Origin of the sequence: Algoriphagus sp., assembly GCF_024305035.1 — a bacterium.
Taxonomy (GTDB): domain Bacteria; phylum Bacteroidota; class Bacteroidia; order Cytophagales; family Cyclobacteriaceae; genus Algoriphagus.
This window is the reverse complement of record NZ_JAMWZB010000023.1, coordinates 39781-53001: the sequence shown is the minus strand read 5'-3', so window position 1 is coordinate 53001 and position 13221 is coordinate 39781. Positions and strand designations below refer to the sequence as shown.

Here is a 13221-nt window from a genome sequence, read left to right as displayed (position 1 = left end):
AAAAAACTTAGCTTTGCCCCCTATGATGTTACCCTACCAACGCTTTTTTCTGGAGAATGGACTCGAAGTGATTGTCCATGAAGACTCCAGCAGCAAAATGGCCGTTTTCAATCTTTTGTACAAAGTAGGTTCTAAAAATGAAGTTCCCGGAAAAACCGGCTTGGCGCACTTTTTTGAACACTTGATGTTTGGTTCGTCCAAAAATGTCCCCGTATTTGATCGGGAACTGGAGCGGGTTGGAGGGAGCTGTAATGCTTTTACGAGTCCAGACATTACCAATTATTACATGAGTTTACCTGCAGCCAATTTGGAAACGGCTTTTTGGCTGGAATCAGATCGCATGCTTCAGCTTACCTTGAGTGAAAAAACCATAGAAACCCAGCGAAAAGTCGTTATTGAAGAGTATAAACAGCGCTACCTCAACCAGCCCTACGGAGATATTTGGCATCACCTCCGCGATTTAGCTTATCGGACACATCCTTACAGGTGGCCGACCATCGGCGAAAAACTTGCCGACATCGAAGGCTATTCCCAAGACGATGTATGGGATTTTTATCAGAAAAATTATGGCCCGAACAACGCTATTTTAGTCGTAGGTGGAGCCGTAAACACAGAACAGGTAAAGATACTAGCCGAAAAGTGGTTTGGTCCTATTCCACCAATCCAAATACACGCACGTTCGGTTTTGAAAGAACCCACTCAGGAAAGCAAGCGAGAAAAAGAGGTCTTTTATCCCGTACCCACCGCTGCTCTGTATAAGGCGTATAAAATGCCCGGAAAAAACGAACCTGGCTATCTACAAGCGGACTTGATTTCTGATGTTTTGGGATTTGGAAAATCTTCTATTTTAGAGCAACGATTGGTCAAGTCTGGAAAACTCTTCGCCTCGGTGGGTGCCTATGTTTTGGGTTCTATTGACCCGGGATTATTGGTTTTTTCTGGGAAAATGGAAAGTGGCATCGATGCCAGGGAAGCCGAAAAAGCACTGGATGAAGTAGTTGGTGAGTTTTTGACAAAAGGAGTCGCCGGGCATGAGCTCGAAAAAGTCAAAAATCAAGGTGAAGCCATGAAAACCTATGAATCCATTCAGCTAATCAACCGGGTGATGAATTTGGCATTTTATGCTAATCTGGGTCATCCCGATCTGTACTGGAGAGAATACCAAACAAAATCAAAAATCACAGCAGAAGAAGTTAAAACCTGGGCTGATCAATTGATCCGGGAAAATCAAGCTTCTGTCTTGTACTATCAACCCAAGCACTCATGAACACATTTCGAATAGGATTTGGATATGACGTCCATCAACTCAAAGCGGGTTACGATTTTTGGCTCGGGGGAATCAAACTCGACCATGAAAAAGGAGCAGTGGGGCATTCGGATGCAGATGTGTTGATTCACGTCATTTGTGACGCCTTACTTGGGGCAGCGAACATGCGGGATATTGGCTATCATTTTTCAGACAAAGATCCCAAATACAAGGGAATCGACAGTAAAATTTTGCTAAAAGAGGTCATGAAATTACTCCGAAATGCAGGTTTTGAAATCGGAAATCTCGATAGTACCCTTTGCCTACAAAACCCTAAAATCAACCCCCACATTCCCGCAATGAAAACTTGCCTAGCCGAGGTAATGAAGGTAAGCGAGGACCAACTATCCATCAAAGCTACCACCACCGAATGGCTTGGTTTTGTGGGTCGAGAAGAAGGCGTTTCAGCCTATTGTACCGCCTTAATTTATAAGCCATGACCATGCCGCTAAAGATCATCACCACAGAAGATGGCTCACACTCTCTTTACCATGAGGAACTGAAGGAGAGCTACCACAGTTTTCACGGCGCGTACCGAGAATCCCTCCATGTGTTTTTGATTTACGGGCTTGATTCTTGGCTTGCGCAAAATCCCAAAAAATACCCGATCCGTATATTTGAAGTCGGTTTTGGCACCGGGTTAAACGCCTGGCTAACCTTGGTTTGGGCAGAGCAAAATCAAATCCCTGTGCTCTATCATACGATTGAGCCGTTTCCGATTTCAAAAGACATCTATTCTCAGCTCAATTATATTGATCAAAATGATGCGATTTGGCACTACCACAAGTATTTTCAAGCCCTCCATGAGATAGCTTGGAATCAAGGCGGTCCGATTTCGGAATATTTCAATTTCAAAAAAGATCAAGTCCCCCTAGAGGATGCACAACTTTATCAATCGGATGTAGTTTTCTTCGATGCCTTTGCTCCAAGTAAGCAGCCCGAACTTTGGCATATCGATTCGATTCGAAAAGTAACCGATGCCCTAAGACCGGGGGGAGTACTTACCACCTATTCGGCCATGGGGCAATTCAAACGGGATCTGAAAGAACTGGGACTTTTTGTAGAAAACCCTCCCGGCCCTCCCGGCAAAAAAGAAATGACCAGAGCTTGGAAGATCAATCCAATCCATCCGAGGGGATAATTTTAGTTTTTATTGCAAAATCCTAAGCTTGGCTTAGGATTTGTTTTTCTTCCCCAAAAAGAACAACCATGACGTTTTTATTGATTTTACTCTTGTTTTTCAGTCCATTTCAGGAAGAAAAATTAGGTGGCGCTAAACTGGAAAAACTGGTTAACGAACGGGAAATATTGATGAAGCAATGGCAGTCTTCTGAATCAAAAAAATCAGGCATTTTTGGTAATCGCACCAAAAAAGACATGACAGAGACGAATGAATGGCTCAAACGAATTTTAGCCAAAGACACCCAAATCATTGAAGAACTCAAACTCAGCGGAAGAATCGAAACTGCGGTCATCGGCCAGGAAAAGGATGATTACAAAACAATTACCTTAAGTCTGGAGCAGGATGTACAAGCACTCAAGCGAGCCCTAAATGAGCGCGACAAAACCATAGAGAAAATATCCTCCTCAAGAAGAACCTTTGAATGGAGTACGCTGATATTGTTCCTCAGTACAGTAGGGCTGGGTTATGGAATCTACAGAAATAGAAAAAACACTTAATTAATCCGAATATACTCTCTGAGTGGAAACTCCGTACAATCACCCTCAGAATTTGCTCGCAAACATTCCTCCTGAAATTCGAATTTTCTATTATCCTGAGAAAAAATTAAATCTCCTTTTGGTATTCTAAAGAAATCTACAATCCCAGCACTCAATTCTTCTTTGGGAGCGTAGGGAAGCACATCTGAGTCTGATCCTTCCCCAAAATAAATTAATGCATCGGAGTAATAATATTGAAAGGTATTCCCTTTCAAATTGTACCAACCTTCGGAGATCATTCGGTAGCCTAGTGTCGGGCCAGTTTCTGTTTCTCTCACCGTGTGTTCAACACCCATGATGCTGTCATTCCTGAAAGTCAAAGACTCCACAAACCAAAGTTGATGAGTTTGGTCAAAAGTTCGGTGTTCCCAGGTTCCCAGTAAAGGAGATCTCGGCAGCTCATCTTCTTGGCAAGAGAACAAACCGAAAAGTAGAAATACGAGCGCAAAGGATTGAAAAGTTTTCATAAACGAATAATTGGTTGACATTACGTATTACGCAACTCACTTCTAAAACGATACATTCTCCTCAAATTTTAATTTTTCAATCGTGCCAATCGCGTTTTTCCAGCCTTCGTTTTTTGATCCATCTCACAGAGAATTTCTGCATCCAGGGGAAGGTAAACATCCACCCGTGAGCCGAATTTAATAAAGCCAAACTCTCCTCCCTGCTCCAAAATTGAGCCTTCCTTTACATACCATTTGATCCTTCTTGCCAATGCCCCTGCTATTTGACGGACAAGAATTTTGACTCCATTTTCTGTCTTTAAAACCATAGTGGTTCGCTCGTTTTCCGTACTTGATTTCGGATGCCAAGCCACTAAGTATTTACCGGGATGATATTTGAAAAATTCCACGACCCCTTTAATCGGAGATCGGTTGATATGTACATTGACCGGAGACATGAAAATCGAGATTTGCTTTCGCTTTTCCTTCAAATATTCATCCTCATAAGCCTCCTCAATGACCACAATTTTCCCATCAGCAGGAGCAAAAATCACTCCCTCCTCATTGGGCAGCTGTATGATCGGATTTCTAAAAAACTGGAGAATCAATAAATAAAAAATAATACTAGCAAGCATGCTGACATTAAGCCAAAGCCGCTCATCGGGTAAAAAATAATACAGTAGGTAATTGCCGGCAACCAAAATGATCATCAGCCAAAACAACAAAACACGTCCTTCGCGGTGAATAGTCATAAGCAGATAAATAAGAAAAGGCGTGAAATCACTTTCACGCCTCAAAGATAAGGTATTCTTTCGAATGCTTCCCGATTAGAATCCTCCCCGGAAGGTATAAGTTTTGGCCACTTTATCGATGGCCACGATGTAGGCTGCTATCCGCATGGGCACATCGTATTTTTTGGAAGCTTCATAGACATGCTCAAAGGCATCTTTCATGATTCGGTCAGATCGTCTGTTGACTCGGTCAGCAGTCCACTTGTAGCCGAGACGGTTTTGTACCCACTCAAAATAGGACACGGTCACTCCGCCTGCATTAGCCAAAATATCAGGAACAGCCATAATTCCTTTTTCATTGATGATCGCATCTGCTTTGGCAGAAGTCGGTCCATTAGCTCCTTCTACGATCAGTTTGGCTTTAATTTTATCCACATTCCGAACAGTAATCACATCTTCCACAGCTGCAGGAACCAGCACATCCACATCCAATTCCAAAAGTTCTCCTGGATCATCCAATCGGTCAGCACCTTTAAATCCATCTAAGGTTCCATTGTTTGTGTCGCGATATTCGATTGCTTCTAGGATATTGATGCCATTTTCATTGTAAAATGCGCCTGTATGGTCTGAAATAGCCACAATTTTAAGCCCTCTTTCCTCCAGTAATCGAGCGGCCCAAGACCCTACGTTTCCAAAGCCCTGGACAGCACAGGTGGCTTGGAATGGATTGATTTTAAGCTTCTGCATTGCAGCAAGCGCTGATACCATTACGCCTCGTCCGGTTGCTTCCGTTCGCCCTAAAGAACCTCCCAGAACCAAAGGCTTACCTGTCACGACTGAATTTACGGTCATCCCTCTTGCCCTGGAATATTCATCCATCAACCAGGCCATTTCACGGGGACCAGTTCCCATATCAGGAGCTGGAATATCTTTATCCGGACCAAAAACGTCTATCATTGCCATGGTATAGGCTCTCATCAATCGCTCGATTTCACCTTTGGACATTTCACGGGGATTGCATCGCACCCCACCCTTTCCTCCACCATAGGGAATATCCACTACGGCACATTTCCAAGTCATCCAAGCGGCAAGTGCGCGAACCTCATCAATGTGCACATCCGGGGCAAAACGAATTCCGCCTTTGGCCGGGCCAAGAATATTGGAATGAATTACTCGGATACCTTCAAAAACTTGAATTTTACCATTATCCATCGTTATCGGAAGCGAAACGATCACTTGCTTTGCCGGATTCTTCAAAACATTGTAAACTTCATCCGAAAGTCCCAGCTTTTCCGCTGCAATGTTGAATCGTTCCATCATTGACTCCAAAGGATTTTCTTTATCCTTAATTGGAGCCGGTTCAATGTAAGCCATATTGGGTTTTTATTTGAGTAGTGAAATGCAATGCGAAATTAAGTAGTTTTTCAGATAAGGCAGGATAGAATTAGAAGATTTTCAAAAAAGCGGTAATAAAAGGTGCCGATAATAACAATCCGTCAAATCGATCCATAAATCCTCCATGACCTGGCAATCCCTGACCGGAGTCTTTGATCTCGATCGAACGCTTAAACAAGGATTCAATGAGATCTCCATAGGTACCCGCGATGATAATAATTCCTGCGATAACCAACCACTTCCAATCCTGTATGGTGTGAAAATATCGTGCCACCAAAAATGCCACAGCTATCGCAGAGAAAGCTCCCCCCAGGAAACCTTCCCAGGATTTTTTGGGAGATACCCGCTCAAATAACTTGGTCTTTCCAAACTTGGTTCCTGCAAAATAGGCTCCGGTATCACTAGCCCACAAAATCAATAAACAGCCTAAGATAATTTCATAATGATAGGTCTGATCTACTGAAAAAACCGCCAGATTGATGAGCGAAAAAGGAACCGCTACGTAGAATATCCCCAGGTAGGTAAAAGCCACCCCCGTAAAGGGCTTTTTATCTGTTTTTTTGTAAAGTTTGATAAAGAAGGTTAGTGAGACAATCGGGAAGATCAGATACAAATATTCATTGGGAAATTGCTCCTTTTCAATCAAGAAGGTCAAAGAAAAAATCATCAGGCCTAAAATGGTTCCAAAACTTTTTAGCGGCAACATACCATCTAAGCCACAAAGCTTGTAAAATTCCATTTGAGCAAAGCCCAAAATTGCAGCAAATACCAAAAAATAAGTCCAGTCGGAAAATAGGATTGAAGAAATCACCACCACCGCACCCACTGCCGCAGTAATGGCCCGCTGACCCAAGTTGCTGTAGTTGTTGATATTAAAACGAGATCTCATTCTTGATCAGATTATTGGCTTCTTCGATGGATACTTCATTCACCAAAACTTCATATTGACCCAAAAATTGATAAGCTACCTCTTTTTTGCTTAAAACTACCGCAGCAATTCCATGCTCTTCCAACACGCCCCTGACAATTTCGCAGCGGATTTGCTGAGGACTTTCAAAAACTTTAATCCAATCGTTCATATTCTTGAGGCTTGTTTCTCTTAAAGTAATAGATTCCTCCCAAAAGAACCAAAAATCCCAAAATTGAAAGCGGGTAGGAAAAGGAATCACTTGATTCGATATCAAAGTCAACCATCCCCTGACCCGCTGCATAAACCAAAATTACGGTAAAGGAATTATTGAAAATATGAGCCAATATCGGATAGGTTAAACTCCCGGAGTACACATATAAATATCCAAACAGCGCCCCTAAAAACATCCGGGGGAAAAACCCATAAAACTGCACATGAATCGCAGAAAAAATAATTGCGGTAAGCCATATCCCCAAATGGACAGATCCAGTATATCGATGCATTTTAGGCTGCAAAAACCCTCTAAAGAACACTTCTTCTCCAATGCCTGCCAATACTCCAATCACGAGCACTCCCATAAACAATTCGGGAATGGATTGAAAATCGGTCAGAAACTTGGTCATTTCCATCAACTGATCTTCCATCGCTTTCATCCAACCTTCCAGTCCAGACATAAAACCGGGCAAACTCATTTGCGAATTCCAATACACCAGCAAAGCATTAAAAAACATGGCTCCTAAAGTGATTAACACGGTCAACCCCATTTTTTTGGAATCATAACGTTTCAATTGAATTCCCCATTTTAGATCAGCTCGATCGATCCAACGGATTAAAATCCAAGCTGCCACCCAAAATCCAATACCAGAACCAACTCCCTGCACAAAAAGCATGGCCATTCGGCCATTGGGAACAGAATAATCTCCTGAAAACAAGCCTAGGACCTCATTAAACTCCATATTGAACAAAAATGGGGTCAGTGCTAAAGCTATCCCCTGAAGCAGAATCAGGACTCCAAATGCAACTAAAACTGTGACTACCAGTGACAAAAGCCAATTCTTTCTTTTGGCTATTTCGGATTGGGTTTCGTAAATCTCCATATTTGAGCGTAAATTTACGCCAAATTTAGAATAAGCAGTGGTAAAGATCGGAAAGTTAGAGTTAGGAGAGTTCCCCCTTTTGCTGGCACCCATGGAAGATGTGAGTGATCCTCCCTTTCGTGCAGTTTGCAAACAAAATGGTGCGGATTTAATGTACACCGAGTTTATCAGTTCGGAGGGACTGATACGGGATGCGGCCAAAAGTGTGCAGAAGTTGGATATTTTTGACTATGAGCGCCCCATTGGAATTCAGATTTTTGGAAACGAAATTGAATCCATGCGGGAGGCAGCTGCTATCGCCAAGGAGGCTGGACCGGATATTTTAGACATAAATTATGGCTGTCCCGTACACAAAGTTGCCTGCAAAGGGGCGGGTGCAGGAATCTTACTGGATATCGAAAAAATGGTCTCCATGACCGCTGAAATCGTCAAGGCTGTCAATATTCCCGTGACCGTGAAAACCCGTCTAGGCTGGTCACAGGATACCATCCGCATCGTAGAAGTTGCCGAGAGACTTCAAGATGTGGGAATTCAAGCCATTTCGATTCATGCTCGAACTCGACAGCAGATGTACAAAGGAGAGGCTGATTGGTCTTATCTTAATCTGGTCAAAGAAAATCCAAGACTTCATATCCCTGTTTTTGGCAATGGAGACATCGACTCCCCTGAAAAAGCAGCTGAATACAAGGCAAAGTACCACGTAGACGGCATGATGATTGGAAGAGCATCCATTGGTTATCCTTGGATTTTCAATGAAATCAAACACTACCTCTTGACGGGAGAAAAACTTCCGGGACCAGACTTGGAGGAGCGGATCGCCATAGCAAAAAAACATTTGGACTTTTCGGTAGAGTGGAAAGGGGAAAAGCTGGGAATTCTGGAGATGCGTCGACACTATACCAATTACTTCAGAGGGATGCCCAATTTCAAACCATTCCGAACCGAAATGGTCACTGCAGAAACCTATGAACAGGTCTGTGAAATCCTAGATCAAGTGGCCCATATTTATGCGGATTATGAATTTTAAAATCAGCTAATGACCAAACCTCAGGAATTATTACCTGAGGTCTTTTTTTAGAAAACTTTTATTCTTCTTTGCGCTTTCTTTTACAAAGCTCTCGAATAGTCAACCCAAGCCATGCACAGCTCTGAGAATACCGCTAAAAACTGGGGATTTCTGATCATCCTTGCCCTGATTTGGGGAAGCTCTTTTATTTTGATCAAACGTGGCTTGGGAGTCTTTTCGCCCGGTGAACTAGGAGCATACCGGATTGTAGCTGCAGCGACCTTTCTTTTGCCCCTTTCACTTCCTAGGGTCAAATTTCTAAAAAGTCAGCAAGTCCAAAACTTGATTTTGGTTGGATTGGTAGGCAGCTTTATTCCTGCTTTTTTATTTGCGAAAGCTCAAACCCAACTCAGCAGTTCACTCACTGGAGTACTCAATGCCTTGACTCCACTTTTTGTAGTTATGGTCGGAGCAGTTTTCTTCAAAGCCAGAATCACCCGAAGGAATGCTTTGGGGCTATTGATCGCATTTCTAGGGGTGATCGTACTGGTGATGGTAAAAGAAGGAAACGGGTTTGGTGGTTTCGGGGATATTAATACTTACGCGTTTTTTGTACTGTTGGCCTGTTTATGTTATGGCTTTAACCTCAATCTGATCAAATACCGGTTTGTCGAACTCAAGCCCGTGGAAATCACCGCCATTTCTCTGCTGATGGTCCTTCCCGTTGCCTTGATTTATCTGATGGCAGGAACTCAGTTTGCCTACAAATTAGCCGCAGTAGATGGGGCATGGCGCGCGTTAGGTTACGTGACCTTGTTGGGTGTCTTGGGAACTGCACTGGCCCTAATTTTATTTAACATGATGGTCAAAGTGGCAAGTCCGGTTTTTGCAAGTTCGGTGACCTACCTTATTCCCATTGTCGCTATCCTGTGGGGAGTTTGGGATGGGGAAGTTCTGCTCTTAGGACACTACCTAGGTATCGCAGCGGTAATTTTTGGAGTTTGGATAGGCAATCGCAAAAAATAATCAGTTCGCTTTACTTCTATTTTTCAACTCTCGTTTGCTCATTTCCATAGTAATCACCTCCTCAGGATGCGTCACGGTAGCCTCAACTGGTTTACTTAGCGTGCTGAAATTTTCTTCGATGACAAAGGTTGACGGGAAAATTTCAGCATAGATTTTCCCTTGACTGTTTTTGCTTACTCGGGTACAAATTACGCGGATATGTCTGCCATTTTGGTAATTTTCTCCCGCCGAAACAGCGAGGGGATCGCCTGGAAAAACCTCCTGACCGATTTTTACCAATTGAGAATTGGCTTTCAAAACTTTGAGTTGGGTAAGGGTACCGTCCTGATGATAAATCTCAATAAAATTCTCTGACCTGGAAAAATCCAGGTCATTTTTCCCAGCCGTATAATCCATCTTCATATCCGAAATGTAGCCTTTCCTCGGGGCCAGGATGGTCAGCTCCTCAGGCATAAAAAAGGACACACCAACATGCGCATCATTTTGCTCATCGGGCTGGAGGCGGTTTTCTATGTGAGTCATTGAAACACCCCTGACTTGGGTGCCCGCCGGAAGTGGTATTAGGTAAATGGGTTCCTTTGTTCGCTTTCCATAAATATTCCCTTTGATATAGGCATATCGGAAGGAAAAATTAGTGCTTTGAGAAGAACTTACTCGCTTAAGAGTAGCTACTCGGCTCGTACCTGGGTTTGCAATGCCTATTGGACTACTTCCGCCCACAGGAGTCAGATTCTGTAAATTGGAAAAATCAAACTGCAGCGTGTAAGGAATCGAACTCGTATTTGTCGCAGTGATGATCACATTTCCTTCGTTATCCCGTTCACTTTCAACTTGGATTTGGGCAAAGGAATGAAGAGAAATGAAAATTAAAACAAGTGAAAAAAAAGACTTCATGATAATTTGATATTTTAGCTAAAAATATAGACAGGTAACTACCAATCCAAAAATACCTCAGGTTATTTCATGTGTTTATAATTGATTTTCAAAGGTCACATGGAATCTCGCAATTCTAATCATCCCGGTGTGTGACGGGTACGTCGTGCTCGATTTCATCAATTATTCATGCGCTCCCTCCAGGCATAGGCAAGCATGGGAAGCTGTTGATAGCTATTGATTCCTGCTTTGACACCTTGTGATTTCAAAAACACATCGTTGGTTTTTCGACTAAGTTCGATCGAAAAAGGCTGGTATTGTGCCGTTCGCATCTGAATCGCCTGAATGTCATTTCGGATTCCGATATCAAGATTTTTCAACCAGTCTTTATACCCCTCGGAGTCCATGCGGTAAAAATCCCGAATCTGATACAACAGCAACCTCAAATGCCCCGAATAGCGTAACAGTGGATCTGGAGAATTGGTACTGATTACCCAAGCGATGAAATTGGCTTCCCCCTCATCAGTGACTCCGTAGCTGTGCGCCATTTCGTGAGCGACCGTAAAAGGCTGCTCTAAAGGATGAAGTGTGGGATCAATATAACTTTCTCCTGTAAAAGGAAAATAAATACCTAAAATTCCCATTTTTCGCATGAATCCCGGTGGAGGAAAAAGTTTGGTCCTAGGATTCCCTGTGAAATTCAACCCCAGCAACTCCAAGTTTTCATGCATATTTTCCCTGACCACCTGCTCCAAATCCGAGTAGCCTAAAATCTCCTCAATGGCGATTGTATCCCTGGTCAATTGATAGCGATTTTGTCGTGCCAATCGATGGGTAATTTGAATTTCTTGGGTCAGTTTATCCAAATTCAAAGCTTTTGGCTCCAACCCTAACTGTCTAAAAACTGGCACCCTATGGTAATTATACCCCCACAAGACCAAGAAGAAAAAAATCAATCCTCCTGCGAAATTCAAAAAAGCCCGAAGAGTGAACAGGGACTTTCGTTTCAAACTGTTCTTTTTTCTTAGAAGAAGGATAAACCTCCCCAACAAAAAAAAGATCAAGAAAATAAATAAATAGACGCTGGGAAAAGGAAGATTTCCCAGCGTCAAATCAAACACATTCCTGATCACAGGAAAAAAAGTGTGTGAATAGATTTCTTCGGTAGCTTCAGGGTGACGAATGGCTAGCCATCGAATTCCCAGGGCCAAAAGTCCTAAAATGGCCCAAGACCAGTCTTTTTTGGCCATAATGCTAGGATCAAACTCCCTCGGCCTCTACCTCTTTAACCTCAGGAAGCATTCGAGTCAATAAATTCTGAATGCCCGCTTTTAAGGTAATCGTACTGGAGGGACATCCCGAACAGGACCCCTGCAATAATACTTTTACCACGCCGTCCCTAAACGAATGAAAGACAATTGCTCCACCATCCTGCTCTACTGCCGGACGAATATATTCATCAAGGATACCTTTGATTTTCTTCACGACTTCTGAGTCACTTTCGTCAAATAGTGGATCTTTGTCAAACTTAGCTGTCACAGCTTTCTTGCCACTTTCCAAATATTGTTTGATATGATCTCTGATAATGGTCTGGATTTCTGGCCATTCGACCTCATCTGACTTGGTCACCGTAACAAAATTGGAAGCGATGAAAACGCGCTTAACAGCGGCAAAATTAAACAGCTCCTGAGCCAAAAGACTGTTTTCAGCACTTTCCAAATCAGGATAGTCGAAACTTACCCCGTCTTCTGTCAACATGAAATTAGCTACAAATTTCAAGGAATTCGGGTTGGGATTTGCCTCCATATAGAGGTGAACAGGTTTGGCTTGAGCTTGAAGCATAATCAGTTTCTTTTTTGATGATACAAACCAAAGTTGTGGTCGAAAGTTCCTATTCCGACTTCCTTTTTTTTATTGAGTTGGGTTTTGGCCGGTTGCCGCATACCAAATTCCCCCATAAAGATGCTTTAAAAAATCCGCGTCCTGATACGCCGACTCTACGTGCCCCAAAGCGGTATAAAAGACTCGACCGCCATCAAACTCATGGTACCAAGCCATCGGATGGCTTGCACCCATGGGTCTTGCAGCCTCATAAGTTGTTTCATCGGCATTGATCAGCACCTTGATATTGGGATTAATATCACGGAATTCATAAAGCTCATCAGTCCAAAGCCAATTTTTGGGAAGATGCCATGTGGAAGGGTGACTTGGATCCATCACTTGAAGCCTTAGGGTCTGCTGCTGAGGATGTGCCAAAAAATACGCTCCGATCAATTGATTGTACCAAGGCCAATCGTATTCGGTATCGGTCGCAGAATGGATCCCTACTACGCCTTTCCCACTCTGAACAAATCTTTGAAATGCAGCTTTTTGCTCCTCATTTAGAATTGTTCCGGTTGTACTCGCTAAAATAATTACATCAAATTTCGATAGATTTTCATCCGTAAAATAACTGGCATCCTCGGTAGTATGAACCGAAAAAACCTGATCCTTTGCCATTTTTTTTAAAGCAACCACAGCATCTGGGATGGATTGATGACGAAAGCCAGCTGTTTTACTAAACACCAAGGCTCTAAATTGTTGAGCTTGAAGGTCAGTCATGAAAAAAAAGCCGATCATGGCTAGGATCAAATTGAATTTTAGTTTCATAGGTTTATTGGGTTTGATGTTAGAATCAAAAACCAAAGTACAAAATGGATAGGGTGAAAACCA

Annotated in this window: 16 protein-coding genes; 6 read left to right on the top strand and 10 right to left on the bottom strand. The window is 42.7% G+C overall.

Annotated elements, in window-relative coordinates:
* Positions 1-25: 25 nt before the first annotated feature.
* The 4 genes from Q0L00_RS13920 (at position 26) to Q0L00_RS13905 (ending at position 2986) form a co-directional block, all read left to right on the top strand.
* A complete protein-coding gene (locus Q0L00_RS13920) occupies positions 26-1267 on the top strand; it encodes a pitrilysin family protein (protein ID WP_297337519.1) in 1242 nt (413 codons plus the stop codon).
* On the top strand, positions 1264-1746 hold the full coding sequence (ispF, locus tag Q0L00_RS13915) for a 2-C-methyl-D-erythritol 2,4-cyclodiphosphate synthase (protein ID WP_297337491.1): 483 nt from the start codon (positions 1264-1266) through the stop codon (positions 1744-1746). The genes Q0L00_RS13920 and ispF overlap by 4 nt, the downstream gene beginning before the upstream one ends.
* A complete protein-coding gene (gene mnmD, locus Q0L00_RS13910) occupies positions 1743-2447 on the top strand; it encodes a tRNA (5-methylaminomethyl-2-thiouridine)(34)-methyltransferase MnmD (protein WP_297337490.1) in 705 nt (234 codons plus the stop codon). Before ispF ends, mnmD begins: the two co-directional genes overlap by 4 nt.
* A gap of 68 nt (positions 2448-2515) precedes the next feature.
* Positions 2516-2986 carry a Clp protease ClpB gene (locus Q0L00_RS13905; RefSeq protein ID WP_297337489.1) on the top strand — a complete coding sequence of 157 codons (471 nt, stop codon included), beginning with the start codon at positions 2516-2518 and terminating at the stop codon, positions 2984-2986.
* Here Q0L00_RS13905 and Q0L00_RS13900 read toward each other — a convergent pair.
* The 6 genes from Q0L00_RS13900 to Q0L00_RS13875 form a co-directional block, all read right to left on the bottom strand.
* Entirely contained in the window at positions 2983-3492 is a 510-nt protein-coding gene (locus Q0L00_RS13900; RefSeq protein WP_297337488.1) for a hypothetical protein, read from the bottom strand. The genes Q0L00_RS13905 and Q0L00_RS13900 overlap by 4 nt on opposite strands.
* A 68-nt stretch (positions 3493-3560) precedes the next feature.
* Entirely contained in the window at positions 3561-4223 is a 663-nt protein-coding gene (locus tag Q0L00_RS13895) for a phosphatidylserine decarboxylase family protein (protein ID WP_297337487.1), read from the bottom strand.
* Positions 4224-4298: 75 nt separating this feature from the next.
* Complete coding sequence (locus Q0L00_RS13890) at positions 4299-5576, bottom strand: Glu/Leu/Phe/Val dehydrogenase (RefSeq protein WP_297337486.1); 1278 nt, start codon at positions 5574-5576, stop codon at positions 4299-4301.
* A 70-nt stretch (positions 5577-5646) separates the two neighbouring features.
* The gene (locus Q0L00_RS13885; protein ID WP_297337485.1) at positions 5647-6486 is read right to left on the bottom strand and encodes a phosphatidate cytidylyltransferase; all 840 of its coding nucleotides are present in this window, start codon (positions 6484-6486) and stop codon (positions 5647-5649) included.
* On the bottom strand, positions 6470-6676 hold the full coding sequence (locus Q0L00_RS13880) for a DUF2007 domain-containing protein (protein ID WP_297337484.1): 207 nt from the start codon (positions 6674-6676) through the stop codon (positions 6470-6472). Before Q0L00_RS13880 ends, Q0L00_RS13885 begins: the two co-directional genes overlap by 17 nt.
* Entirely contained in the window at positions 6660-7604 is a 945-nt protein-coding gene (locus Q0L00_RS13875) for a CPBP family intramembrane glutamic endopeptidase (RefSeq protein ID WP_297337483.1), read from the bottom strand. The genes Q0L00_RS13880 and Q0L00_RS13875 overlap by 17 nt, the downstream gene beginning before the upstream one ends.
* A 37-nt stretch (positions 7605-7641) precedes the next feature.
* Between Q0L00_RS13875 and dusB the strand changes: the two genes are divergently transcribed.
* Together dusB and Q0L00_RS13865 are read left to right on the top strand one after the other, a co-directional pair.
* Complete coding sequence (gene dusB / locus Q0L00_RS13870) at positions 7642-8631, top strand: tRNA dihydrouridine synthase DusB (RefSeq protein WP_297337482.1); 990 nt, start codon at positions 7642-7644, stop codon at positions 8629-8631.
* Between the two features lie 111 nt (positions 8632-8742).
* Entirely contained in the window at positions 8743-9636 is an 894-nt protein-coding gene (locus tag Q0L00_RS13865; RefSeq protein ID WP_297337481.1) for a DMT family transporter, read from the top strand.
* Here the strand turns inward: Q0L00_RS13865 and Q0L00_RS13860 are convergent, their stop codons facing one another.
* From Q0L00_RS13860 to Q0L00_RS13845, 4 genes are all read right to left on the bottom strand, one after another.
* Entirely contained in the window at positions 9637-10530 is an 894-nt protein-coding gene (locus tag Q0L00_RS13860) for a hypothetical protein (protein ID WP_297337480.1), read from the bottom strand.
* 158 nt (positions 10531-10688) lie between these two features.
* Positions 10689-11759: a DUF3810 domain-containing protein gene (locus Q0L00_RS13855; protein ID WP_297337479.1), complete on the bottom strand. Its 1071-nt coding sequence runs from the start codon at positions 11757-11759 to the stop codon at positions 10689-10691.
* A gap of 10 nt (positions 11760-11769) precedes the next feature.
* The gene (locus Q0L00_RS13850) at positions 11770-12351 is read right to left on the bottom strand and encodes a NifU family protein (protein ID WP_297337478.1); all 582 of its coding nucleotides are present in this window, start codon (positions 12349-12351) and stop codon (positions 11770-11772) included.
* Between the two features lie 69 nt (positions 12352-12420).
* Entirely contained in the window at positions 12421-13158 is a 738-nt protein-coding gene (locus Q0L00_RS13845) for a ThuA domain-containing protein (protein WP_297337477.1), read from the bottom strand.
* Positions 13159-13221 lie beyond the last annotated feature (63 nt).